Below are 23,979 nucleotides of genomic sequence, written 5' to 3' on the forward strand. Positions count from 1 at the left end.
ATCGGGGCCGCCGGGATCTGCCGGGCCGAGGTCCCGCTCAGCAACAGCGGTGTCACCACGGCCGCGGCCGCGGCCAGCACCAGACCGCCTCCGCCGGCCACGGCGCGCAACCGCTTACGCCAGGTCGCACCGCGCCGGATCTGCTCGAATGTGCCGGGGGGCGGCATCAGCAGCACCGGGTCCGGTTGCAGCAACGCGGACAGCTGACTGTCGCGCTCGTCCTCCGGATCCTCAACGCGCGTGATCAAGATGTCCTCCAAGCTTGGCACGCAGCAGTTCCCTGGCTGCGTGCAGATCGGCCCTGACGGTTCCTTCCTTACGCCCTGTCAGCGCGGATATCTCCCGGACCGGCAGATCGGCGTAGTAGTACAGCAGCACCGGGGTGCGCAGGCGTTCCGGCAGCGACTGCGCCAACAGCCGCACGGACATGTCGGCGTGCTCGCCCTGCGCCCCGACGAAGGCCTCGGTGGACGCCTGGCGCATGGCCCGCCGCTCGCGTTCGAGTTTCCGCCAGTGGTCGCGGACCAGGTTCGCTGCCGTCACATAGAGAAAACCGCGCGGCTCTTCCACCTTGGTCCAGCGGGCCCAGAGGCGGGTGAACGCCTCCGCGGCGATCTCGTGGGCGGTCCCGTCATCGTCCGTCAGATGGCGGCACCAGCCGGCGAGGCCGGGGTAGATGGCAGCGAACAGCTCGGACGCTGCGGCGTCCTGGGACCTGCTCAACGTTCTCCAGGGCTGTGCGAGGGGGTCCGGTGGGTGGGGCGTGCGGCACCGCGCACCCCACCCACCGGCTGACTGACTGTTGCTAGCGACCGATCACTGTCCGGGGTCCAGCGACGCGAAGACGAGCACATTGTCGAGGTAGCCGTGTCCGCTGCTGTCCCGGGGACCGCCGCAGGTGATCAGACGCAGTTCGGGGCGGTCGACGTTCCCGTAGACCTCGCTCGTCGGAAACTGCGCCTTGCTGACGGTCTGCACCTTGTACACGGTGAAGGCCGCCGAGGCACCGTCCTGGAGCCGCACGGTGACACGGTCGCCGCTCCTGAGTCTGGCCAGGTGCAGGAAGACTCCGTTGCCGAACTGACCCACCGTCACATGCGCCAGGATCACCGACGGACCCACCTGGCCCGGCGTAGGCGACCCCTGGTACCAGCCGGCCGGCGCGTTCGCCTCGATCGGGGGCACCTGTACGGTCCCGTCGGCATCAAGCCCCAGTCGCATGACAGGCGTATCGACCCCGATGACGGGAATCTCCAGCCGCACTGGCGCCGAGCGCGCCAGCGCGCGCGCAGACGTCCCGTCGGCCGGAGCCCCTGGAGTCCCGACCGGCGTCTGCAGCGGCGCACCGGCAGGGCTGCTCGCGACTGTCGAGGCCCCGACCGCGGACGACGAGTCGGCGGCGCATCCGGAGGCCAGCGACACGACCGCAAGGCTCAGCACAGCCAGCCACGCGCCTGCGTACTTCACCGACACGGATCAGGCCCGGGTCTTGCGGCGGCGCAAGACCAGCAGGCCGGCCCCGCCGACCAGCACCGCTCCAGCGACTGCCGCCTCGGTCACGGCGGTGTCCCCGGCACCCTGTCCCGCGACCGGTGCGACCCCGGTGTCGGGCGCACCGCTGGGCACGGCACCGACCTGGCCGCTGGCGGCGGACTGCGAGGGCGCGACGGTCGGCGTGCCGCCCACACCACCCGAACCCCCCGCCTGCGAGGGCGACGCGCTCGGCGCGGCACTGGGAGTGCCGCTCGTCGCGGCGCTCGGCGCGGCAGTGGGAGTAGCGCTCGTCGCGGCGCCCGGCGCGGCGGTGGGCGTGGCGCTCGTCGCGGCGGCGGGCGCCGAGCCGGACGCGGCCAGGGCGGAACCCGCCCCACCCAGCACAACGGTGCAGGCCAGGGCCACGGAAGTGATGACAACACTTGTACGCATGAACAGCTTCCCTCTCATCGGCACGATCGACCCCGTCCAAGGGGTCGGCCGTGCTGCGTTCCTGATCGGGCGGAGAGACGAACCAGCACCGGCTCCTGCTGTAAAGAGTTGGCAAAGTTAACGGGCCGTCGCGGCTGCCACGTTGGACACCGCAGCGCCGCTGACGATCCGGAGCGGTCGACGCTGCCGCTCAAGGACAGTGATCGGCAGGCGCAGTGCCGGTTGTCGTGGAGGACTCCGCCTCGTCGGTCGTGTCGACGCGTCTCCACGTGCCGCCACCAACAAGGTCAGCCATGGATGCTCCATCAAGTCTGTTGCAGGCAGGGGCACAAGGCTCTGCCACTCGATCAGCGGCTCCCGTCAGGCAACGTGCGCCGATGCGGCTGACGGGCGATCTCGGGGGCCAGGGTCTCGGCGACGCCTCGCCCGTGGCCGTCAGGCAGTGGGTAGCCGCGGGGTGCCGCCTGGGGCAGAAGGGTGGTCGAGCGGGGGCGGGTCAGGCGGCGAGGCGGGCGGCGTCGCGGGCCGGGTCGATCAGGGTGACGGCCGCGAGCGCGCCCACCAGCAGGAGGACGCCCGAGACCACGATGGCGGTCTGGTAGCCGGTCGCCCCCTGGCTGTCGACGAGCTTTCCGACAATGGCCGGGGCGATCAGACCCGCGGTGGTGACCACGGCGTTCATCGTGCCCAGGGCACCGCCGCGCCGGGCGGGCGGGACAAGTTCGGCGACGGTGGTGACCGCGACGGTCGCGAAGGATCCCCCCAGCCCGAAGCCGACGACCAGCAGCGCCGTCTTCGCTCCGGCGCCGGGCGCCAGGGGAAGGGCCAGGCAGGCAGCGGCCCCGAGCGCCAGCAGGCCGCCGCCGACCCCGCCACGCGACCAGCGGCTGCCGACGCCGCGTCGCATCAGCCAGCCGGTGAGGGCCGCCTGGCCCAGGAGCGCGAAGGCTCCCAGGAGCCACGGCAGAGCGACGAGCTGTCCGGAGACGGCGGCGGAGTGACCGAGACCGTTGCTCAGGTAGGAGGGCATCCAGACGAGCATCAGTGCCACGCACCAGTAGGTGGCGAAGTAGGCGACGGTGGTACCGATCCAGGTACGGCTGCCGAAGATCCGACGGTACGGGAGCCTCGCTGCGGAGCCGCCGGACTCGGCAGGCTCGGCGGATTCGGCGCACGGCGAGTCCGGGGTGCCGACGCGGTGCGTCCCGTGGCCGCCGAACACGGCCCACAACACGGCCCACACCGCACCGGCGGCCGCGACCACCCACAGCGCGGCGCGCCAGCCGTGGTGTCCGATGACCCAGGTCAGACCAGGAGCGGTGATGATCACGCCGAGCGTGATGCCCAGGGTCACCAGGGCCCCGGGCAGGTTCCGGCGGTGATTGGGGAAGAAGGACAGCGCGGTCTGCTGGGCGACCGGGAACGCGGGCCCCTCGGCGGCCCCGAGCACGATCCGCGAGCCGACCAGCACGGCCAGACCGCCGCCCAGAGCCGCGGGCACCTGCGCGAGTGACCAGAGCACGGCCATGCCCAGCAGCAGCCACTTCGGTCGCACCCGGTCCGACAGCAGGCCCGCGGCGACCGCAGCCACCGAGAACAGCAGGAAGAAGGCGCTGTTGGCGAGCCCGAACTGGGTGGCGGAGAGCCCCATGTCCGCGCGGATCTGGTCGGCTGCGAGGCCGAACACGGACTTGTCCGCGAAGTTCACCATCATGAAGAGCACGAGGAGGCCGGTGACGACCCAGGCGCGGGTGCCGGGTCCCCGATCGGTTGCCGGGTCTGCGCGGAGCGTTCTGGCGGGTGTGTCGGCGGCTGTCACCGGAGTCCTCCGAGAGTGTGCTGGTCAGGGGCGCGGACAACGCCGACAGCGGACGCGCCACGGCGCGGACCGGGCGCGGGGTGGCCGCTGCGGTGCTCACGGATTCAGGACAGCGGGGCTCCGGCGATCGCGATGCGCTCCATGACGCGGCGCTGCGGGTAGTAGTCGTTGATCGCGTAGTGCTGGACCGCGATGTTGTCCCAGATGGCGACGGAGTCCGGCTGCCAGTGGAAGCGCACCTGGAACTCGGGGATCCGGGCCTGCAGCACGAGCTCGTTGAGCAGGTCCTGGCTCTCGGCGTCGGAGAGGCCGCCGATCCGCGTGGTGAAGGGCTCGTTGACGTACAGCACCCTCCGTCCGGACTGCGGGTGGCGGACGACCACCGGGTGCTGCACGGCCGGCAGGGTCTTGCGGAGCCCGGCGATCTGCTCCTCCGTCATGAACGAACCCCAGGTCGGCACCCAGTCGTGCTCCGCGGTCAGCCCCTCGATCCGGGCCTTCATCTCCTCGCTGAGGTTGTCGTACGCGACCCCCATGTCCGCCCACATGGTGTCGCCGCCGGCATCCGGCACCTCGACGGCACGCAGGACCGAACCCAAGGCGGGCGCGGCCATGAAGGAGTGGTCGCTGTGCCAGATGTTCTCGTTACCGACCGCCATCGCGTCCTTGGCCAGCCGCGAGACGCCCGGGGTGTCCCCCGTCGGGAAGAACGGGTTCGCCTCCGGCTCGCCCCAGACCCCGGCGAGCGCCAGGTGGCGCTCCGGCCCGAAGTCGCGCTGACCGCGGAAGAAGATCACCTTCCACTCCAGCAGCGCCTGCCGCAGCTCGCCGGCGAGATCCTCACCGATCGGCTGCGCGAGGTCGACACCGCTGATCTCGGCACCGATGTGCGGGGTGAGCGGGGAGATGTCCAGGATCCGGTACTCGGCCGCCGGGGCTCCGGGGGCGGTGCGGTCCAGGACCCGGCGCCCGAAGTGGATCAGGGGCTTGTCCAGGACGGATGCGGGCGCGGCAGACGTGGCCATGGGGTACCTCCAAGGGGCGACCACTGATTCGTTACCGGAAGTATCGATATCTGCCGCGCACTCGGCAAGGGTCTGCGGGTCTTAATTTCGTTACCTGTGGTAATCATTCTCCGGGCTCACGACCGACACCCTGCGTCGGCCCGTATCCTCGGACCATGGTCGGCACACAGGCACTGGGGGTCGAGCGGGGGCCGGGGCGTCCGCGGGAGGCACGTGTCACCAGCGCGGCCATGAAGGCCGTGATCGAGCTGATAACCGAGCAGGGTGTCGCGGCCGTCACCATGGACGCGGTGGCCGCGCGAGCCGGGGTGAGCAAGCCCGCGATCTATCGTCGCTGGCCGTCCAAGCAGGCCCTGATCGTCGCGGCTGCCGAGAGCCGCATCGGGCCGCTCTCGGTGCCGGACCAGGGAGATCTCCGGGCGGAGCTGCGCGAAGTGTTCACCGCGCGATTGGCGTCCTACCGGCTGCCGGGAACCGACCGACTGCTGACCGAGTTGATCGGCGCGGCCAGAAGGGGCAGCCTCGACCGGGAGGCGTACACCGCGTACGAAGACCGCGTGACGAGTGAGACCCGGATCATTCTCGAGCGCGGACTGGTCCGTGGTGAAGTGAGGTCGGACGTCGACATCCGGTCTGCGGCCACGCTCGTGGCGGCGCCGCTGGTCTACCGGCTGCTGGCGGAACGCGAGCTGCCCGACGGACGTTTCGTGGACGACCTGGTCGAGCTCATCGTCCGTGCGGTCGCACCCTCGGACCCGTAGGAGGCGCCGCCGGGCCCCATGAGGCGCTGACGCGCGACACTGCTCGGCAGGCGCAGGTCGGCCGATCGGCACACCATGGAATGGCCACGTTCTGCAGCCCCTCACTCGAGAAGCCTCGGCCATCCGGACCCCGTTGCCTTCTCCGGGAGGAGAAGGGAGGCGGTGGCCACGCCATCATTCGAGCCGCACCCACCGGGGCCCGGGCTCGGTACGCGGAATCCACTGAGGCGCCGCAGTGACTTCCTCCGGGGCTGGTTGCGGGCGCTCTTGGTCGTGAGCCTGGCCGTCACCGCCGCCCTGTGCGTCCTGCTGGGCCTCCACTTCTACGCCGCCGACCGCGCTTCCGTGGTCCGGCACGCCGAGCGACTGCATCGGGTCACCGCGGAAGCCGTGGCACAACCCTTGCCCGGCGGCGCCGGAGCGAGGATCGCGACGCTCGACTGGACTGACGCTTCCGGCAAGCACGTCGTGCAGGACCCGGTTCCGGCCACGACGAGGCCGGGCGACCACGTGGTCCTCTGGGTCGACCGGAACGACGTCCCGCAGGCGGCCCCGCCTGGGGCAGCCCAGAGCGCGGGAACCGCCGTGGCGTACGCGATGGCGGCGTTCGCCGGGTGCGCCACGCTCCTGGTCGGCGGACACGCCTGGGCCGGGCAGGCACTGAACCGGCGAGTGGAGCGGTCCTGGGAGGACGAGTGGGCTCAGGTCGAGCCGGAGTGGAACCACCGGAGCTGAGCCGACAGGAAGCAGCCGCGGCGGCCCCTCACGCCGCCCCGTGATCGCGCAGGCCCGCGTCGCGTCGGCCGACCCGGCGCCAGATGGCTCGCTGGACCTTGAGCGTGAGTGTGCCGACCGCGATCAACACCACGATGTTGACAAGTAGTTGGACCAACGATCCGCGAGCCTCGCTCCAGCTGCCGAATGCCGTCGAGACGCCGATGTCCGCGGCCGCCGGGATGGTGGTGACGGAGATGAAGACTCCGAGCAGCGCACTCGTCCTGGCTTCCGTCAGCGAGACGACGCCCACGATTCCGGCCAGCGCCGCGACCGCGAACGAGAAGAAGTCGGGCGTGTCGATCAAATGGGAGACGGGGCGTAGTCCGACGCTGAACGCCTTCGACTGGAACCCGCATCCGCGGATCAGCAGGCTGAACAGGAACGTGGCGACGATGGCCAGCAGGAAGCCGACGAGCAGCGCGGCCAGGCCTTGGCGGATCCTGGGCCGCGAGCGCTGGTCGATGCCGAGCGCGATGCTCACGATGGCCCCGTACTCGGGCCCGACGACCATCGCGGCGACGATGAGGATCTGGGAGTTGGTGACGATCCCCACAGCTCCGAGCAGGCCCGCGACGACCAGGTAGAGGTAGAAGCTCGGCGCGTACGTCCCCTCCGCGCGGATGCGGGCCTCGACCTGTTCCCAGACCGGCGCGTTGCCGAGCGCGCCGAGTCTGCCGGCTCTGATCTCGTCGGCCCGATCGGAGAAGGCCATGTCCACCGGCTCGATGACGATTGAGCCGCGCCGGTCCAAGCGCAGGACACGCAGGCGGCGCAGGACCTCGTTCGCCCCTCCGGTCAGCACGTCGCACACGATCTGGTCGCCGTCCGGGTTTCGCGCGGCTTCCCTCTGGACGACCAGGTTGAGCACGCTCGGCTCACTGCCGAGGATCTCGAGCGCCCGCTCAGTGAGATCCGCGGGGCTGACAAGGCGGACATGGATCATGTCCATGCAGAACCTCCGCGTTCCGTCGTCGCACTCTCCGCACCCTGCGGTCACCTCCAGTAACAGCGCGGCCGCGGAAATCGGCAATCCAAGCTCCGCCGCAGGCCAGGCGGGAACGCCGCTCCTGTCCGATATTGGATCGTGCCGGCAGTACGACCGGGAACTGACGGGAAACGGACCAGTCCATGGACACCCACACGCAGCCAGGGCCCTCGGGCGCAGGGCGGATGAGCCCGGACGACTTCCGGGCACTGTACGAGCGTCTGAGCGGGCAGTCCTCCGGCGGTGCTCGTGGCGCCCTGGACATCATCACGCCGGAGCGGGTTCGGGCAGCGGCCGCCGAGGTCCGCACCGGCCGGACCGTGACCCTGGCCGCGCCGGTGGAGACCGACCCCGGACCCGACAATCCGCAGCCCGCCGGTCATCGGTTCACCAGTCCGCCCGAAGACCAGGCAGCACCCGTCGGGCTGCACTTCGCGACAGACCACTTCAGCATGAACGTGCACGGCGACGCCGACAGCCACCTGGACGCGCTCTGCCATGTGGTCTACGACGGCACCCTGTACGGCGGTGTCCCCGCGGACACCCTGAAGCCGACCGGAGCCACCGCCCTCTCCGTCGAGATCGCCCACGACGGGATCGTCGGGCGCGGCGTGCTGCTCGACATCCCACGGCTGCGTGGCGTGCCCTGGCTCGAACCGGGCGACCATGTGACGTACGGCGACCTCGTCGCCGCAGAGACGGCCCAGCGGGTCAGGGTCGGCGAGGGCGACCTGCTCTTCGTCCGCGTCGGCCACCGACGCCGGCGCACTGAATCCGGACCCTGGGACTCGGCAACCGCCCGCGCCGGGCTCCACCCCACCGCCATGGAGTTCCTGGCGGAGCGTCGCGTGGCGGTGCTGGGCAGTGACAGCAACAACGACACGGCCCGCAGTTCGACGGACGGCGTCGACTTCCCCGTGCACGTCCTCGGGATCCATGCTCTCGGGGTCCACCTCCTCGACTACCTCCAGTTCGAGGACCTGCTGACGGTCTGTGAGCAGGAGGACCGCTGGTCGTTCCTGTGCGTCGTCGCGCCGCTGCGCCTGCCGGGGGCCACCGGCTCCCCCGTCAATCCGATCGCGATTCTCTGAGGAGCCGGTGCGTTCGAGTGAACGAACGCCCCGCCCCGATGCCCGACTCGCCCAGGGGAGCAGCGCCCGATAGCTTGCGATTTGACATGGATTGGCCGCGCCGCGGCGAGGCCGACGACCTGAGGACGGAGGCCAGCATGGCCGACGATCAGCACTACGACGTCATCGTCATCGGAACCGGCGCGGGCGGAGGCACCCTCGCCCACCGGCTCGCCGGCTCGGGCAAGCGGGTCCTGATCCTGGAACGCGGCGGCTACCTGCCGCGGGAACGTGACAACTGGGAGTCCACGGCCGTCTTCGTCAAGGGCAAGTACCTCGCCCCTGAGGCCTGGTACGACAAACACGGCAACGAGTTCCAGCCCGAGGTCAACTACTACGTCGGCGGCAACACCAAGTTCTACGGCGCCGCCCTGTTCCGACTGCGTCCCGAGGACTTCGGCGAACTGCGGCACCACGGCGGCATCTCACCCGCCTGGCCCATCGACTACCAGGATCTGGAGCCGTACTACACCCAGGCCGAGCACCTCTACCTGGTGCACGGCCGGCACGGCGAGGACCCCGGCGAGGGCCCGGTCAGCGCGCAGTACGCCTATCCGCCGGTGGAGCACGAGCCGCGGATCCAGCAGCTCAGTGATGATCTGGAGAAGCAGGGGCTGCACCCGTTCCACCTGCCGATCGGGGTCAACCTCACCCAGGACCAGCAGGGCCGGGCCACCCATGAGAGTGTCTGCATCCGCTGCAACCGGGTGGACGGCTTTCCCTGCCTGGTACGCGGCAAGGCCGACTCGCAGGTCATCTGTGTCGAGCCGGCCCTGGAGCACGACAACGTGCGGATGGTCACCGGCGCCAACGTGCAGCGTCTGGAGACCGACGCGACCGGACGGGTCGTCACCAAGGTGGTCACCGTGCTCGACGACGGATCCACGGCCGACTTCAGCGCCGACATCGTCGTGGTCGCCTGCGGGGCCGTGAACTCCGCCGCGCTGCTGCTTCGGTCGGCGAACGACCGGCACCCGCGCGGCCTGGCCAACAGCTCGGACGTGGTGGGCCGCCACTACATGCGGCACAACAACCTCGCCCTGATGGCGGTCTCGAAGGAGCCGAACGACACCGAGTTCCAGAAGACCCTCGCGATGAACGACTGGTACCTCGGGGCGGACGACTGGGACTACCCACTCGGCGGCATCCAGATGCTGGGCAAGTCCGACGCCGACCAGATCCGCGGTGAGGCCCCGCGCTGGGCCGGCAAGGCCTCCCCGGACATGCCGTTCGACGTGCTGGCGCACCACGCGGTGGACTTCTGGCTGTGCGGTGAGGACCTACCCCAGCCGGACAACCGGGTCACCCTGGACGGCGAGGGGAGCATCCACCTGGCCCTGGACGAGAAGAACAACATCGAGGGGCTCAAGCACCTGCAGCGCAAGCTGCAGGGCATGCTGGGGCATCTGGGCATGCATCCGCACCACCTCATGCCGCACAGCCTCTACCTGCACAAGGGGATGCCCATCGGCGCCACCGCACACCAGGCGGGCACCGTCCGCTTCGGCGACGACCCGAGCAGTTCGGCCCTCGACGTCAACTGCAAGGCCCACGACCTCGACAACCTCTACGTCGTGGACACGAGCTTCTTCCCGAGCATCGGCGCGGTGAACCCGTCGCTGACCGCCATCGCCAACGCCATGCGCGTCGGTGACCACATCACCGACCGCCTGCGCTGACGACGGCTCAGCCCCGGCTCCCGCCTCCGCGCCTGCCGCCTACCCGGGCGGGGACGCGGAGGCGGGGCTGAGAAGGACGGCGATGTCTCCGGCCTGCGGCGTCGCCTGCCGGCTCTGAGTGACCGGCGTGAGCCGCCCGTCCGGGTGCACCAGGAACAGCGCGTCGTGCCCGGCAGGGATGCCGCCACCGTCGACCCGGTGCGTCACGATCCGGGCGCCGGTCTCATATCTGCGGGCCAGCTCCGGTCGGGTGAGCCCTGCTCCGAAGAGCGGCTCCCCGCCGGTGAACGGGGCGACCACGCCGTGACTGCGCGTGGGGGGCCCGAGGCGCTGGACCGGACCCTCGACGCTGCCCCGCAGGGTCACCGCGGCCAGTGCGTTGAAGTCGTCCTCCTCGGTGAGCAGCAGGACTCCGGTGATCCCTTCCAGCTCCGCGCCCTCGCCGGTGGCCGCCGCGAACAGTTCGCCCTGAGCCAGCTCCAGCCCGGCCTCGCTGATCTGCTCGCGCTGGCGGTCGCTGCCGGCCCACATCAGGACGTCCAGGCCGGCCGAACGCAGCGCCAGCCCCAGATCGACCGCCCACGGCTCCCCGCCGACCAGCAGTGGACGCGAGCGCGCCGGTCGCAGCACGTCGAGGCGCCTGGCCACGGGGAAGGCCGTCAGGCCGTAGAGCGTGACCGTGGCGACGATCACCAGAAAGGTCACCGGGAGGATCTTCTCGGCGCCACCGACGCCCTTGGTGACCAGCGTGGCCGAGAAGGTCGACGCTGTGGCCGCGGCGACGATGCCGCGCGGCGCCATCCAGCCGATGAACGCGCGCTCCCCGCGCGGGACATCGCTTCGGGCGGTGGAGAGGGCCGCGACAAGCGGCCGGACCACCAGGACCAGCGCGGCGACGAGGCCGAGCGTGGGCAGCAGCAGATGCCGCAGGGACGCGGGGGTGACCGTGGCGGAGATGGAGATGAACAGCAGCCCGATGATCAGCGACACCAGGGTCTCGAAGAACGGCCGCCGGGCCGGCAGGTCCAGGCCGGGAAGGTTGGCGAGCGCCATCCCCATCACGACCGCGGCGATCAGCCCGGTGTCGTCACGGATGGCGTCGCAGGCCGCCGCAACGCCCACCGCGGCGGCGAGTTGCACCGTCGTCCCGAGGACCTCACCGAGCCTCAGACTGCGCAAGAGCACCCAGAGCAGGGCGGCTCCCACCGCGCCCCCGAGCAGGCCGACCGCCGCACTCGCCGCGAACTGCGCCACCTGGGCGCCCAGACCCTTGTGGGTGCTGGAGATGACGCCGTGGAAGACAAGCGCGCCCAGGATGCCGCCGACCGGGTCGATCAGCGAGCCCTCCCAGACCAGGATGCGCTGCAGCCGCTCGGTCGGACGCACGAAGTTGAGCAGCGGCCCCACGACCGTCGGTCCCGAAACGACGAGGATCGCTCCCAGCATCACGGCCGAACCGGATGAGATGCCCAGGAGCGGGGCGGCGAGGGCTGCGGCGGACGCCCAGGTGACCAGTGTGCCGATCCAGATCAGCCGGACCACGACACGGCGCTTGTGTCCTTGGAGTCTGCGCAGGTCCAGTTCGAGTCCGGCATCGTAGAGGATCACTGCCACAGCCAGCGACACCATCGGGGAGAAGGCCGGGCCCAACAGGCGGTCGGGGTTGACGTCGCTGGTCAGTGCGCCGGCGGTGAATCCGACCGGCAGCAGGACGATGAGCGCGGGGATGCGCAACCGGCTCGCCAGCAGTTGGGAGCCGACGGCGAGCACGACGATCAGGCCGAGGCCCACCAGAATCTGATTTGTCGTCAACACATGCCTCCGGATGCCCGACGCTTCGTCATGCGCCCCTCCGCAACCGCCGTATCAGGTGGACGGGGTGTCGGGGTGGGTGGAGCCGCCCTCGACGTCCGCTTCGGTCTGCGCTTCGAGCAGGCCGCGGGTGTCGAGGCGGTAGAGCAGGAACAGCGGAGGCCCGACGAGCACGATCGCGATCAGGAATACCAGGATGAGCCACTGCAGTGGTCTGGTCGCGCCGGCGGCCTGCTGCACGGTGAGGGAGGTCGGCACCAGGTAGGGGCGCTGCGCGGTGCCCCAGGCGAAGATGACCAGGGCCACGGCGGCGACGGAGGTGAACCGGGCCCAACCCGCTTTCCCGACGACCAGCCCTGCGGTGGCCAGGGCGGCCACCAGCGACAGGAGCACCAGGAGGAGTCCGAGTCCGTGGGTGAGCCCGTGGTAGACGTAGGAGCTGTGCCTATGGGTGGTGCCGAGGCCGATCAGGGCCAGGACGCCCACGACGACCAGGGCGCACCAGGACCGCAGCCGGAAGTACTTCTCCAGGTCAGGTGCGTCGAAGCGGCGGGCGTCCGCGGTGAGGAACACCGCACCCAGGAAGGCGGTGGCCGCGACCGCGAGCAGGCCGGCGATGACGGAGCTGGAGTTGGCCCACACCTCGGCCGAGGCCGTGACGCCCGGAGCTGCCCGACCGGATGCCACTCCGCCGATCGCGGCTCCCAGGAAGAACGGCGTCACCAGGGAGGAGACCGCGAAGACGGCACCGTAGAGCCGGCGTCGGGCCAACCGCGTGGTGGGCTTGCGCAGGGCGAATCCCGCGCCGCGCAGCACCAGCCCGACGGCGGCCAGGGCCAACGGCAGCCACATCGCGCTGAAGACGGCCTCGAAGAAGACCGGGAAGCCGGTCCACATGAGGATGAACACGAAGATCAGCCAGACGTTGTTGACCTCCCAGACCGGTTCCATCGCGTGGTCGATCAGCCAGCGTGGACGCTCTCCGCGCTGGGTGCCGCCGGCGACCAGGTCCCAGAACCCCGCACCGTAGTCGACTCCTCCGCCGCAGGCGTAGGCGGCGACCGCCACGAGCAGGATCCACGCCACGACGCCGGCGGTCATTGGGTGCCTCCCCTCGTCGGCCCGGTCCCGGGGTCGGGCGGCAACGCGGAGGACCCGGAGGCACCGGAGGACCCCGGGGCGACGGCTGCCGGTTCCGGCCGGGGTCCGTAGGGCGTGTCGGTCTCGGGGCCTTCGTCCGTTCGGCGGGCCAGGCCCAGGTCGGCGCGGCGCCAGCGTCGGCTCATCATCCGGAGCACTCCCACGAAGGCGCCGCCCAGGAGCAGGTAGACCACGACGATGATGGCGAACGTGGTCCACAGCGAGCTCGCCTTGGTGGGTGTGACCGCGTCGGAGACCCGCATGTACTGGTAGACGATCCAGGGTTGGCGGCCCACCTCGGTGGTGATCCAGCCGCATTCCACGGTGATCCAGCTGGCCACGCCGGCCAGGGCGGCGCAGCGGAAGAACCACCGGGTCCTGGGCAGGTCCCGGCGCCGCCACCAGTACACGGCATACCACAGGGCGAGTGGGATCAGCACGCTGCCGATCAGGGCCATGATGTCGAAGGTGAAGTGCACCAGGGTGGCTTCCGCCGTGGTGGGCCGGTCGTCGGCCGGGACCGAGGTCAGGCCCGTGACCTGTGTCTTCGCACTGAATCCGGCGAGGAAGGAGTCCAGGTCGGGGATCTTCAGGCCGCCTTTGACGCTGCCGTCGGACTGCAGTCGGCCGAAGAGGTACTCGGGGACGTGGGTGCCGGTGTTCCAGACGATCTCGGCTGCGGCGAACTTCTCGGGCTGCTTGTGGTAGATCTGCCGGGCGATGTTGTCGCCGAGGAAGAACTGCACCGGGGTGAGGATGGCGGCGAGGGTGAACGGGACGCAGAAGCCGAGCTTGTGGTAGCGGTCGCGGCGTCCGCGCAGCCAGCCCACCGCGTAGACGCCGGCCACGACATACCCCGCCGTCAGGAACATGGCGGCCACGAAGTGCCAGTACTCGGGGCCGAACATCGGCGTGAAGATCGCCTGCTGGACGGTCACGTTCACGGGCTTGCCGCTGGAGTCCAGGGTGAAGCCCTGGGGGGTGTTCATCCAGGAGTTGGCGCCGATGATGCCGAAGGCGCCCATCAGCGCGGTGAACGGCAGCGGCGCGGCGAGCCAGAAGTGCGTCCACGGCTTGAGCCGGCGCCAGCCGTAGAGGTAGATCGCGATGAGCACCGCCTCCAGGAAGAACGCCCACGCCTCGACCCCGAAGCCCAGGCCGAAGACGTCTCCCCAGGTGCCCATCATCTTCGGCCACAGCAGGCCGAACTCGAACGTCAGGACGGTGCCGGTCACGATGCCGACGGCGAACTGGACCGCCATCACGGCCGACCAGCGGCGCGCAAGCAGTAGCGCGACCGGGTCGTTCTTGCGCAGCGCCCGGTGGTGCATGACCAGGGTGATGAACGGCAGTGCCACGCCGAAGGGCACCAGGAGGATGTGGTAGCCCAGGGTGAAGGCCATCATCTGGCGGGCGGGCGCCTCTTGCGCGGGGCCGCCGCTGGCCAGCAGGGCCGTGAGGGTGTTCATGCGGGCCTCGGTGGATCGTGCCGGGTGATCGTCCGATCAGCCGGGGAACCGGACAGGGACGGCGCGTCCGCCATCGCGCCCCGCGATCGGGATGAGGTGAAAGCCCGTTCACGCCGGGAACCGGAGGCGAAGACCACCGCCCAGCTGATCAGTGCCCCGAACCGGCTGCGGAAGCCGGTGAGGAAGACGATGTGGATGAACAGCCAGATCAGCCAGCCCGGCAACCCCGACGCGTGGAACCGGCCCATCTTCACCACCGCCCGGCCACGGGAGATGTAGGCCGCGCTGCCCAGGTCCAGATAGCGGAACGGGCGCGGCTTGCCGGTCCGGCCCTCGAGGGTGTGCCGGATCCGGCGGCCCGCGTAGGCGCCGCTCTGCATCGCGACCTCGGCCAGACCCGGCAGCTTGTTCAGGCTCATGAGATCGCCGACTACCCGGATCTCGGGGTGGCCGGCAATGGTGAGGTCCGGTTCGACCATGATCCGCCCCGCCCGGTCCCGCTCGGCTCCGGTCGCCCGGGCCAGCGCCGCAGCCAGGGGCGGGGCTTCGACCCCGGCGGTCCACAGGACGGTGCGGGCCTCGAAGCGTTCCGTGCCGCCGTCGTGCCGGCGGACCGTCAACCCCCGCTCGTCCACCTCGGTGGCGATCGCACCCAGGCGAATCTCGACGCCGAGGTTGCGCAGCGTCCGGGCCGCGCGGCGGGCCAGGACCGGACCGAACGCGGCCAGGACCGCGTCCGCGCCGTCGAAGAGCAGCACCCGCGCCTGGCTCGGGTCGATGCTGGTGAACTCCCGGTCCAGGGTGAGGCTCGCGATCTCCCGGATCTGCCCGGCCAGCTCGACCCCGGTGGGACCGGCCCCGACCAGCGCGAAGGTGAGCCAGGCGGCACGTTCTGGCGGATCCTCGGCCGCCTCCGCCATCTCGAACGCACGATAGATCCTGCGCCGCAGACCGAGAGCGTCGTCCAGGGTCTTCATACCCGGGGCGTGCTCGGCGAACTCGTCGTGCCCGAAGTACGACTGCTGCACACCGACGCCCACGATCAGGTCGTCGTAGGGAACGGTGAGGCTGCTGCCGTCCGGGCGCACGGCGTGCACGACCCGACCGGTGACGTCCACGTCCGTGGCCGTCGCGAGCAGACAGCGCACGTTCTCGTGACGGCGCAGCACGGCGCGCAGGGGCTGCGCGATCTGACCGCTGGACAGGATCCCGGAGGCGCACTGGTAGAGCAACGGCTGGAACAGGTGGTGCGCGCAGCGGTCCACCAACGTCACCTCGACGGGTGCCCTGCGCAGGGCCCGGACGGCGAACAGTCCGGCGAAGCCACCACCGAGGATGACCACCCGGCGCGGGGTGACATGATCCTCCACCGGGCGTCAGCCTCCGGTGGCGAAGCCGGGGAAGAGGGTCATCCCGCCGTCGACGTAGATCGTCGTGCCGACGACGTAGTCCATCAGATCGGACGCGAGCACGGTCACCGCGTCGGCGATGTCCTCCGGGTCGCCGACCCGGCGGTAGGGGATCAGCTTGAGGAGCTCCTGCTCGGCCTCGGGGGTGTCCCAGGCGCTGCGGTTGATGGGGGTGCGGATGGCACCCGGCGCGACGGCGTTGACCCGGATCCCGTGCGGGCCGAGCTCCTGCGCGAGGGTCTGCATCAGCATCAGGACACCGCCCTTGGAGGCGGCGTAGTTCACATGCCCGGACCAGGGGATGATCTGGTGCACCGAGCTCATGCAGACGATCTTCCCCGCGGAACGGGACACCTCGGGCACGACGCCCCGACGCAGGAACTCCTTCGCCGCCTCCCTGGCGCACAGGAACTGGCCGGTGAGGTTCACATCCAGGACCTTGTGCCACTGCTCCACGGTCATGTCCGTCACAGCGGCGTCGCGCTGCAGGCCGGCATTGGCCACCAGCACGTCGATGGTGCCGAACTCCTCCATCATGCGCGCGAACATGCCGACGACCTGGCCCTCGTCGGACACGTCCGCCTCGTGCGCGAACGCCCGTACCCCGAAGCTCTGGATCTTGCTGACCACGTCCTCGGCTGCCTCCTTGCCGAAGACGTAGTTGACGACCACATCCGCCCCCGCGCGGCCCAGCCCGATCGCCGTCGCCAGGCCAATACCGGAGTTCGCCCCGGTCACCAGCGCCTTCTGCCCTCGCAGCAGCGGCAGCGCCATCGGCTGCGGTCCACTGTCCGCCGGTGAGGTCACTGCCGTCTCCCCTCGCTGGTGTGCCCGGGCGCCGAGAGCGACCGAGCCTGCACGCGCGACGCAACCACCCCGAGCGGCCGACTGCACGCAGGCGCACTCTTCGTTGGACCGTCGGAGGTATCGCTCGTCCGTCCAATGGACCAGCAGGCACGGCCGGGGCAGCCGTCCGGGGAACCCCTCAGCCGGGCGGCACGACGACGTTCCAGAGCTCCTCCCCCGCCAGATAACGCTGCACCTGGGCGCGGACAAGTCGCTGGGCGCGGGGCAGGAACGCGGAAGTGTTGCCACCCACATGAGGACTGATCAGGGTGCGGGGGGCATGCCACAGCGGATGCCCGGCCGGCAGCGGCTCCGGATCCGTGACGTCAAGGGCCGCGCTCAGTCGGCCCAGCCGCAGCTCCGCCAGCAGTGCGGCGGTGTCGACGACGGCCCCGCGCGCCACGTTGACCAGCAGGGCGCCGTCCCGCATCGCGGCGAGGAAGCCGGCGTCCACGAGATGGTGCGTCCCCTGGGTGAGCGGGAGAGTCAACACCACCACGTCGCACCGCGGCAGCAGCTCCGGGATTTCCGACAGAGCGTGCACCGGTCCCCGTGGTGCCATCCGGGCCGATCGGGCCACCCGCAACACATCGCACTCAAAGCCGACGAGTCGGTCCTCGACGGCCTCACCGATCGAGCCGTAGCCGAGGATGAGGACGGTTCGGTCCGCCAGCGAGGGAAAGTACCCGCCCTCACCATGGACGCGACCGCGGACACCGCTGCCAACCTCGACCTGGTGCAGAGCGCCGTCAACCGGTTCGAAGCCGACCGCCGGCGGGCGCCGGGACCTGGCGATCTCTGAATGAGCACCACCCCGCGCGTCCGCACACCGGCGTGCGGCAGCGGGCGTCGAGAGTTCTCATGGCCTCATGGAAGAACATCCGACCGTCACGTACACCAACGAACTGCTGTCTCTCACCGAGGATCTGGACCACGCGGCCGCCTCGGACTTCGTCCTGCGCGTCTTCGACAGCGGCGCCGACCACGGCTCCCACGACACCCTTGCCAACGTCGCAGCCGAAGAGACCGAGAAGGACGCCCAGATCCGTCGGCTCGCCGAGCGCCTGGCGGCCCTGGGCGAGGACCCACTGGCCATCGCGAGGGTGATGGCGGAGGGCGGCTGAGACGACAACACTCCGGACGACGGAGCCAGGCCCTCGGCTCCCTCATCAAGGCTGGTCCGGGCGCCGCAGTTGGTTGCGGCCCGGCGGTTGGAGAGGCCCGGATTCCTCGGCGGCCGGGGAAGCGGTCGGGGACCGCGCGGATGTGACGAAGAAGGACAGCACCCCCATCACCCCGGCGACCACGGCGGTCAGGCCGAACCCGGCGCCCAGGAACGCCGTCGCGACGAGCAGCAGTGGGTACGCGACCGATTGGTCGGTCTTCACGCCGGTGCTGGCGATCAGCAATCCCATCGAAACGGCGCTGCAAGCCAGGCCGATCAGGTAGACCCGCTTCATGGTGATCCGGCGAGCCAGCCCCGAGCCGAGCAGCGACGCAACAATCGCCGTCGTGACCTGCGGCAGGAACATGACGCCGTACTGGGTGCTCGAAAGCCCGTACTCGCTCTTCTCGGTGAAGATGGTGCTCGCCGCAGGAAACGTGACCAGGACGATGCCCTACACCAAGCCGGCCGCATTGACGACGGCGCTCTCAGTTCTTGAACCAGCAGCCACTCAGCCGCCACCTCCGCCTTTACGGGCCCGCCTTTATGGGCAAATCCGATACCCCGTCGGAGTCACCTCATGGCGTCGCCGAGCCCCAGGTCCCCCATGGCATGAGACCCCAGCGCAGGCTGTGCTGGTCGCCGCCTGCCAGGGTCACCAGGGCGTCGCCGCTCTGGAAGGCGTTCGCCGGGCAGGTCATCGGCTCCACGGCCAGTGACCGGCGCCGGCCAGCCTCGGGAAGCGTGTCCCCGCTGTACACCTGCACGAAGTCGGCTCCCTCGCCGAGCCGGACGTCCACGCCGCGCAGCCCGTCCGGATGGGCCAGACGGACCACCGACCCGCCCTTGGCGTCACGCTCCAGGCCGGTGAAGGCGGTGTCGAGATGCCGGCCGGCGATGTTCTGCGGGGTGCGGAAGTCGTAGGGAGTGCCCTCGACCGACTCGGTCACCGAGGGAATGCCCCGTTCGTCCGTGCGGAGCCGACGACCGGCGGGCACCGTGAGCACGATGTCGTCGACCAGCTCCGTCCCCACCGTGAGATAGGGGTGCTGGCCGGCGCCGTAGGGCGCGGCGCGCGAGCCGGCGTTGCGCACGGTGATCGCGACGTCGAGTCCGTCAGACGTGAGTGCGTACGCAGCCGTCAGCTCGAGCAGGAACGGGTAACCCGGCTGGGGCCAGAGGGTCGCGCCCAGCGTGACGTGGTCCTCCGCTGCGTCCTGCACGTCCCAGGAGGTCCAGCGCATCAGCCCGTGGATGGCGTTGCCGTGCTCGGCCTCGGTCAGCGGCAACTGGAGCTGTTCTCCGTCCCACTGGTAGGCGCCTCCCCGGACGCGGTTGGGCCACGGTACGAGCAGCTGACCGCGTCCTCCGTCGATCGCTTCGTCGACGCCGAACCCGTCGACGACGGGCTGCCCGGCCACGCGGTAGTCGCGGAGGGCAGCACCCAGCTCCACGACCACGGCCGTCTGATCGCCGTGCCGGAGCCGGTGCTGGCGACCGGTCAGGAAATCGGTCACACGTGGCCTCCTCGCAATCCGTCACGGCTTCGCGCCGCGCCACCGGCGCCACCGGGCGGGCTCCCGGGCGGGCTCCCGGGCGGGCTCCCGGGCGGGCTCCCGGGCGGGCTCCCGGGCGGGCTCCCGGGCGACTCTTCTGGTCGACACTGCAGGGATCAAGACCGACACGGGTGAAGTCACCCGATCGCGCGGCCGCCCTCGCCCCCCGACGGCTCGCCACCCGCAGGTCGGGAAGCCTCCGGAGTGGCGGCTCCGGCGGCTGCCAGCGGGGTCAGCCTGAGCGTGATGACGTAGGAGACCACGACCGACACGATCACCAGGGGCATCACGGTGAGCCCCTGCGTCCCCAGCAGCAGGGTGGCCAGCAGCACGGAGACCATCGGGAACTTGAGCATGGAGGCGGACATCGCCCCCACGCCCATCGCGAGCCCGGCGGTCTCGCCGAGTCCGGGCAGGTGGGAGAGCAAGATGCCGCCGGCCGCGCCGACGAACATCGAGGGGAACACCGGACCGCCGCGGAAGGCGGACAAGGACACGCTGTACGCGAGCGCCTTGCAGACGACGAGTACCGCGAGGGCGCCCGCCGAATACTTCGCGCTGCTCTCGAGGAGGGGGCCGAGTCCGCTCTGCCCCGAGTACAGGACTCCGGAGGCCGCGTGGCCGGTCCACTCCGCGTAGACGAGGGCGATCACACCGACGACGACGCCCGCGAGCACCGTTGCCGGCAGCCGTCGCGGCTCGACCAGTTTCAGCAGGCGGAGCGCCAGCCACCGGATCCCGGCGCCGACGAAAGCCGCCGCCACCCCGATCAGCAGTGCCCAACCGAACTCGGCAGCGTCCGGTCGGGCGGCGTGAGGGACGTCCGGCAAGATCAGCGAGTAGGTGCCCAGACCGGTCCACGAGCCCAAGCCGGTGAAGATCAGCGCACCGATGCCGGAGGCGAGCAGGCCGGGCACGAGGACGACGCCGAGCATCGGTCCGCCCAGTCCGGACATCTCCATCAGCAGGAACGCCCCCAGCAGCGGCGAACCGAGCAGCGTGCTGATCGCGGCGAAGCTCCCGGAGGCTCCCACAACTGCTGTCGCCTGCTTCGGGAACGACTTCCTGGTCAGCCGGAGCGCGGCCACGGCCAGCCCACTGCCGATGGCGATGAGCGGGGCCTCCGGCCCGATGACCGCCCCGAGGCTCAGCGAGGCCACGGCGGCGAGCGCGACACCGGGGAGGTCGGCCGTCGGGGTCGGGCCCGAGGCCACGAAGCCGTGGGCCGGCTCGTGCCCACCCTTGCCGGGGAGGTACCGGATGATCGGGCCGACAAGGAGCCCGGCCACGGCCAGCAGCGGCACCGGCCACCAGTTCGGCGTGCCGTGGAAGCCCAGGGCCTTGGGCAGGTCCGTGTAGGTCAGCGACTGGAGCTCGTTGACGAGCGCGAGGAAGCCGAATGCCGCCGCCGAGATCGGGACGCCGAGGACCGCGGCGATCAGGAGCAGCATCACGTATCCGCGGCTGCGGACGAGCTTGAGCGGGTCCGGGGCGGCTGCCGGTGGACTCCCCTCGGGCTCGGCCGGAGGGCTCGGGGCAGTCACACCGACTCCCGAGGACCGGGCAGGGTCTCGGCGGAGTCGCTCATGTCGAACTCCGGCGGCCGCTGGCGATCGGACGGCACGGCCTGGCGGGGCCGGTGGCTCTCCTGGGACATCGCAGGACTCCTGACCGATCTGGCTGAGCCCACGCCGCAGTGGGGCCCGAGGACTACCGGGGCGATCAGGGCACCCGGCGCGGACTCGACTCCCGGCTGAACGGCCGCGACGGCTGCTCGGGGTGCCCCTCACGACAGATCATCACGGCCCGAACCTGATTCGGCATCCGGGCGTTCCGCGACCGCACGAATCGCGCTGAGCACGGCCACCGGAGGCGAAGGCGCGGGGCACGTCGGATAGTGGGTCGGGGGGATCCTCTCGATTGGACAGCTCATGGACCGCTACCCTCCGATCGCCGACCACGGGCTGGTGGGCGATCTCCAGACGGCAGCCCTGGTCTCCTCGCAGGGTGTCGTCGACTGGTTCGCCGCTCCGCGGTTCGACTCCCCGAGCATGTTCGCGGCCTTGCTCGACCACGACAAGGGCGGCTACTTCCGGCTCGCGCCGGATGCGCCGGACGATTCCCGCAAGCAGCTGTACTACCCGGACACGGCCGTCCTGGTGACTCGGTTCCTGTCCCCGGACGGCGTCGGAGAGGTACTCGACTGCATGGATCCCGCGGGCTCGGGGACCGCCACCGACCGGCACACCCTTATTCGGGCGATCCGCTCGGTGCGGGGCTCGGTACGGTTCACCCTGGAATGCCGTCCGCGCTTCGACTACGGCCGTTCCAGCCACGACCTGGACCTCACCCCCGACGGAGCCGTGTTCCGAGCTCCGGAGATCACCGCCCACCTGCAGACGAGCTTCCCGGTGGAACGCGACGCCAACGACGCCGTGGGCAGCGTGACCCTCCATGAGGGCGAGACCGCGGTAGTCGTCCTCACCGTCTGCAGCCCCGTCGGACCCCCACCGCCCCCCACGACCCTCGCCGAGACGGAGGAGCGGCTCTGGGGCATCGTCGACTTCTGGCAGCGCTGGGTACGCGGGTCCCGCTACCGCGGCCGCTGGCCCAACATGGTCAACCGGTCCGCCATCACCCTCAAGCTGCTCACCTACGCGCCCACCGGCGCGCCGGTCGCCGCCGCGACGATGGGCCTGCCCGAACAGGTCGGCGGGGAACGCAACTGGGACTACCGCTACACCTGGGTCCGTGACGGCTCACTGTCCATCCGGTCACTGCTCGACCTCGGGTTCACCGAGGAGGCGACCGCGTTCACCCACTGGCTTCGCAACCGGCTCCTGGCCGAACGGGAGAAGGGCAGCAAGGAAGCCCTGCAGATCATGTACCGGGTCGACGGGGAGCCCATCCTGACGGAGGAGATCCTCGAACACTTCGAGGGATACCGCGGCTCATACCCGGTCCGGGTCGGCAACGCGGCCGCGGATCAGCTCCAACTCGATATCTACGGCGAGGCGCTGTACGGCCTCTCCGAGGGTCGCACGGTCGGCATGCAGGCGGACTACAAGGGCTGGAAGACCGTCGCCGACGCGCTGGACTGGCTGGCCGACTCCTGGGACCGGCCCGATGAGGGCATCTGGGAGACCCGCGGCGGACGCAAGGACTTCACCTACAGCCGGGTGATGTGCTGGACCGCCTTCGACCGCGGACTGCGCATGGCAGCCGCGTTCAGCCGTCCCGCCGACACCGAGCGCTGGACCAAGGCCCGGGACGCCATCCTGGAACAGGTCATGACCCGCGGCTGGAGCGACACGGACAAGGCGTTCGTCCAGCACTACGACGGGACCCCCGTCCTGGACGCCTCGCTGCTGCTGATGCCCCGGGTGGGCTTCGTGGCCCCCCGCGACCCGACCTGGCTCTCCACCCTGGACGCGATGGACCGCACGCTGGTCTCCGACAGCCTCGTCTACCGCTACGACCCCGCCGCATCCCCCGACGGCCTGCGCGGCTCCGAGGGCACCTTCAGCCTGTGCACCTTCCTCTACGTGGACGCACTCGCCCGCGCAGGGCGCCTGCGCCAAGCCCGCTACACCTTCGAGAAGATGCACACCTACGCCAACCATGTCGGTCTGTTCGCCGAAGAGGTGGGCCCCAGCGGCGAGCAACTCGGCAACTTCCCGCAGGCGTTCACCCACCTGTCACTCATCACCGCGGCCACCACCCTGGACGAGGCCCTGGACCAGGCCCTGGAAGCGATGCGCGAGTGACGACCCGGGGCAGGTGTCCCCACTCGCCATGATCCGCCCGGCCGGGCGGATCGCGTGTGCCCACTCGACCCGGCCCTGGGCGCGGTCCGGGACAGGACCGACCAACCAGGCCGACCGCAAGTTCGGTGCGCACGTCTTCGACCCGGCCAACGGTGGTGCCATCCTGTGGCAACACTTGTTCTGGTTCTTCGGGCACCCAGAGGTGTACATCATCGCGCTGCCGTTCTTCGGCATCGTCTCCGAGGTGATCCCGGTCTTCTCGCGCAAGCCGATGTTCGGTTACCAGTCGCTGGTCGCGGCCACGATCGCGATCGCCGGCCTGTCCGTGACCGTGTGGGCCCACCCCCACTTCCACTACGTGGTCTTCGGCACCGTCGTCTTCGCGATGTTCGCGGGCTTCCACTCCTGGTGGCCCAAGATGACCGGCAAGATGCTCGACGAGCGCCTCGGCAAGATCTGCTTCTGGCTGCTCTTCATCGGTTTCCACACCACCTTCCTGGTGCAGCACTGGCTGGGCGCCGAGGGCATGCCGCGCCGCTACGCCACCTACCTGCCCTCCGACGGCTTCACCACCCTCAACGTGATCTCGACCATCGGCTCCTACATCCTGGGCGCGTCGTGGGCGACCTCCTGCCCGCCGCCGCGGCACAACTTCCTCACGCTGCCCCGCATCCGCTCCGAGTCCCCCGCCTTCGAACTGCACCACCCGGCGA

The 23,979-nt window shown here is 70.5% G+C and carries 20 protein-coding genes and 2 pseudogenes; 7 read left to right on the forward strand and 15 right to left on the reverse strand.

The window, feature by feature from the left end:
* Nucleotides 1-231: 231 nt before the first annotated feature.
* The 5 genes from ABH940_RS25380 to ABH940_RS25400 form a co-directional block, all read right to left on the reverse strand.
* Nucleotides 232-723, reverse strand: a complete 492-nt coding sequence (locus ABH940_RS25380; protein WP_370071300.1) for an RNA polymerase sigma factor — start codon at nt 721-723, stop codon at nt 232-234.
* A 93-nt stretch (nt 724-816) separates the two neighbouring features.
* Nucleotides 817-1,467 carry a class F sortase gene (locus ABH940_RS25385; RefSeq protein WP_370106245.1) on the reverse strand — a complete coding sequence of 217 codons (651 nt, stop codon included), beginning with the start codon at nt 1,465-1,467 and terminating at the stop codon, nt 817-819.
* Nucleotides 1,468-1,476: 9 nt separating this feature from the next.
* On the reverse strand, nt 1,477-1,926 hold the full coding sequence (locus ABH940_RS25390; RefSeq protein WP_370071296.1) for an LPXTG cell wall anchor domain-containing protein: 450 nt from the start codon (nt 1,924-1,926) through the stop codon (nt 1,477-1,479).
* A gap of 496 nt (nt 1,927-2,422) precedes the next feature.
* Nucleotides 2,423-3,745 (reverse strand): MFS transporter, encoded by a 1,323-nt coding sequence (locus ABH940_RS25395; protein ID WP_370071294.1) that lies wholly within the window; start codon nt 3,743-3,745, stop codon nt 2,423-2,425.
* Nucleotides 3,746-3,849: 104 nt separating this feature from the next.
* Nucleotides 3,850-4,770 (reverse strand): TauD/TfdA dioxygenase family protein, encoded by a 921-nt coding sequence (locus tag ABH940_RS25400; protein ID WP_370071292.1) that lies wholly within the window; start codon nt 4,768-4,770, stop codon nt 3,850-3,852.
* A gap of 155 nt (nt 4,771-4,925) precedes the next feature.
* On the opposite strand from ABH940_RS25400, the gene ABH940_RS25405 reads away from it, so the two are divergent.
* Nucleotides 4,926-5,531 (forward strand): TetR/AcrR family transcriptional regulator, encoded by a 606-nt coding sequence (locus tag ABH940_RS25405; RefSeq protein WP_370071290.1) that lies wholly within the window; start codon nt 4,926-4,928, stop codon nt 5,529-5,531.
* Between the two features lie 273 nt (nt 5,532-5,804).
* The gene (locus ABH940_RS25410) at nt 5,805-6,266 is read left to right on the forward strand and encodes a hypothetical protein (protein WP_370106246.1); all 462 of its coding nucleotides are present in this window, start codon (nt 5,805-5,807) and stop codon (nt 6,264-6,266) included.
* Between the two features lie 28 nt (nt 6,267-6,294).
* Here the strand turns inward: ABH940_RS25410 and ABH940_RS25415 are convergent, their stop codons facing one another.
* Nucleotides 6,295-7,257, reverse strand: a complete 963-nt coding sequence (locus ABH940_RS25415) for a DUF389 domain-containing protein (RefSeq protein ID WP_370071286.1) — start codon at nt 7,255-7,257, stop codon at nt 6,295-6,297.
* A gap of 221 nt (nt 7,258-7,478) precedes the next feature.
* On the opposite strand from ABH940_RS25415, the gene ABH940_RS25420 reads away from it, so the two are divergent.
* Together ABH940_RS25420 and ABH940_RS25425 are read left to right on the forward strand one after the other, a co-directional pair.
* Nucleotides 7,479-8,384, forward strand: coding sequence for a cyclase family protein (locus ABH940_RS25420; protein ID WP_370071401.1), 906 nt, complete (start codon nt 7,479-7,481; stop codon nt 8,382-8,384).
* Nucleotides 8,385-8,521: 137 nt separating this feature from the next.
* A complete protein-coding gene (locus tag ABH940_RS25425) occupies nt 8,522-10,102 on the forward strand; it encodes a GMC oxidoreductase (RefSeq protein ID WP_370071284.1) in 1,581 nt (526 codons plus the stop codon).
* A 39-nt stretch (nt 10,103-10,141) separates the two neighbouring features.
* Here ABH940_RS25425 and ABH940_RS25430 read toward each other — a convergent pair whose 3' ends face one another.
* The 6 genes and pseudogenes from ABH940_RS25430 to ABH940_RS25455 form a co-directional block, all read right to left on the reverse strand.
* The gene (locus ABH940_RS25430) at nt 10,142-11,914 is read right to left on the reverse strand and encodes a cation:proton antiporter (protein ID WP_370071282.1); all 1,773 of its coding nucleotides are present in this window, start codon (nt 11,912-11,914) and stop codon (nt 10,142-10,144) included.
* Between the two features lie 54 nt (nt 11,915-11,968).
* Nucleotides 11,969-13,015, reverse strand: a complete 1,047-nt coding sequence (locus ABH940_RS25435) for a cytochrome d ubiquinol oxidase subunit II (RefSeq protein ID WP_370071280.1) — start codon at nt 13,013-13,015, stop codon at nt 11,969-11,971.
* Nucleotides 13,012-14,523: a cytochrome ubiquinol oxidase subunit I gene (locus ABH940_RS25440; protein ID WP_370071278.1), complete on the reverse strand. Its 1,512-nt coding sequence runs from the start codon at nt 14,521-14,523 to the stop codon at nt 13,012-13,014. Before ABH940_RS25440 ends, ABH940_RS25435 begins: the two co-directional genes overlap by 4 nt.
* A complete protein-coding gene (locus tag ABH940_RS25445; RefSeq protein ID WP_370106247.1) occupies nt 14,520-15,893 on the reverse strand; it encodes an NAD(P)/FAD-dependent oxidoreductase in 1,374 nt (457 codons plus the stop codon). Before ABH940_RS25445 ends, ABH940_RS25440 begins: the two co-directional genes overlap by 4 nt.
* 6 nt (nt 15,894-15,899) lie before the next feature.
* A complete protein-coding gene (locus tag ABH940_RS25450) occupies nt 15,900-16,706 on the reverse strand; it encodes an SDR family oxidoreductase (RefSeq protein ID WP_370071400.1) in 807 nt (268 codons plus the stop codon).
* Nucleotides 16,707-16,917: 211 nt separating this feature from the next.
* Nucleotides 16,918-17,466, reverse strand: a pseudogene (locus tag ABH940_RS25455) (NAD(P)-dependent oxidoreductase); the annotation flags it as partial.
* 181 nt (nt 17,467-17,647) lie between these two features.
* Here ABH940_RS25455 and ABH940_RS25460 point away from each other — a divergent pair.
* Nucleotides 17,648-17,902: a hypothetical protein gene (locus ABH940_RS25460; RefSeq protein WP_370106248.1), complete on the forward strand. Its 255-nt coding sequence runs from the start codon at nt 17,648-17,650 to the stop codon at nt 17,900-17,902.
* Nucleotides 17,903-17,947: 45 nt separating this feature from the next.
* Here the strand turns inward: ABH940_RS25460 and ABH940_RS25465 are convergent, their stop codons facing one another.
* The 3 genes from ABH940_RS25465 to ABH940_RS25475 all read right to left on the reverse strand — a co-directional run bounded on the left by ABH940_RS25465 (nt 17,948) and on the right by ABH940_RS25475 (nt 21,043).
* Nucleotides 17,948-18,310 (reverse strand): hypothetical protein, encoded by a 363-nt coding sequence (locus ABH940_RS25465; protein ID WP_370106249.1) that lies wholly within the window; start codon nt 18,308-18,310, stop codon nt 17,948-17,950.
* 211 nt (nt 18,311-18,521) lie between these two features.
* Nucleotides 18,522-19,460, reverse strand: coding sequence for an aldose 1-epimerase family protein (locus tag ABH940_RS25470; RefSeq protein WP_370106250.1), 939 nt, complete (start codon nt 19,458-19,460; stop codon nt 18,522-18,524).
* A 176-nt stretch (nt 19,461-19,636) separates the two neighbouring features.
* Entirely contained in the window at nt 19,637-21,043 is a 1,407-nt protein-coding gene (locus ABH940_RS25475; protein WP_370071264.1) for a chloride channel protein, read from the reverse strand.
* 387 nt (nt 21,044-21,430) lie between these two features.
* On the opposite strand from ABH940_RS25475, the gene ABH940_RS25480 reads away from it, so the two are divergent.
* Both ABH940_RS25480 and ABH940_RS25485 read left to right on the forward strand, forming a co-directional pair.
* Nucleotides 21,431-23,266, forward strand: a complete 1,836-nt coding sequence (locus ABH940_RS25480) for a glycoside hydrolase family 15 protein (RefSeq protein WP_370071262.1) — start codon at nt 21,431-21,433, stop codon at nt 23,264-23,266.
* A gap of 106 nt (nt 23,267-23,372) precedes the next feature.
* Nucleotides 23,373-23,979: pseudogene (locus ABH940_RS25485) on the forward strand (cbb3-type cytochrome c oxidase subunit I); the annotation flags it as partial.

Origin of the sequence: Streptacidiphilus sp. BW17 (assembly GCF_041262485.1) — a bacterium.
Lineage (GTDB): Bacteria > Actinomycetota > Actinomycetes > Streptomycetales > Streptomycetaceae > Streptacidiphilus.

Excerpts from the sequence above, each read along its gene's own strand:
- ABH940_RS25390 (WP_370071296.1), bottom strand. The coding sequence starts at position 1,926 with ATGCGTACAAGTGTTGTCATCACTTCCGTGGCCCTGGCCTGCACCGTT.
- ABH940_RS25400 (WP_370071292.1), bottom strand. The coding sequence starts at position 4,770 with ATGGCCACGTCTGCCGCGCCCGCATCCGTCCTGGACAAGCCCCTGATC.
- ABH940_RS25405 (WP_370071290.1), top strand. The coding sequence starts at position 4,926 with ATGGTCGGCACACAGGCACTGGGGGTCGAGCGGGGGCCGGGGCGTCCG.
- ABH940_RS25415 (WP_370071286.1), bottom strand. The coding sequence starts at position 7,257 with ATGGACATGATCCATGTCCGCCTTGTCAGCCCCGCGGATCTCACTGAG.
- ABH940_RS25420 (WP_370071401.1), top strand. The coding sequence starts at position 7,479 with ATGAGCCCGGACGACTTCCGGGCACTGTACGAGCGTCTGAGCGGGCAG.
- ABH940_RS25425 (WP_370071284.1), top strand. The coding sequence starts at position 8,522 with ATGGCCGACGATCAGCACTACGACGTCATCGTCATCGGAACCGGCGCG.
- ABH940_RS25435 (WP_370071280.1), bottom strand. The coding sequence starts at position 13,015 with ATGACCGCCGGCGTCGTGGCGTGGATCCTGCTCGTGGCGGTCGCCGCC.
- ABH940_RS25440 (WP_370071278.1), bottom strand. The coding sequence starts at position 14,523 with ATGAACACCCTCACGGCCCTGCTGGCCAGCGGCGGCCCCGCGCAAGAG.
- ABH940_RS25450 (WP_370071400.1), bottom strand. The coding sequence starts at position 16,706 with ATGGCGCTGCCGCTGCTGCGAGGGCAGAAGGCGCTGGTGACCGGGGCG.
- ABH940_RS25460 (WP_370106248.1), top strand. The coding sequence starts at position 17,648 with ATGGAAGAACATCCGACCGTCACGTACACCAACGAACTGCTGTCTCTC.
- ABH940_RS25465 (WP_370106249.1), bottom strand. The coding sequence starts at position 18,310 with ATGTTCCTGCCGCAGGTCACGACGGCGATTGTTGCGTCGCTGCTCGGC.
- ABH940_RS25480 (WP_370071262.1), top strand. The coding sequence starts at position 21,431 with ATGGACCGCTACCCTCCGATCGCCGACCACGGGCTGGTGGGCGATCTC.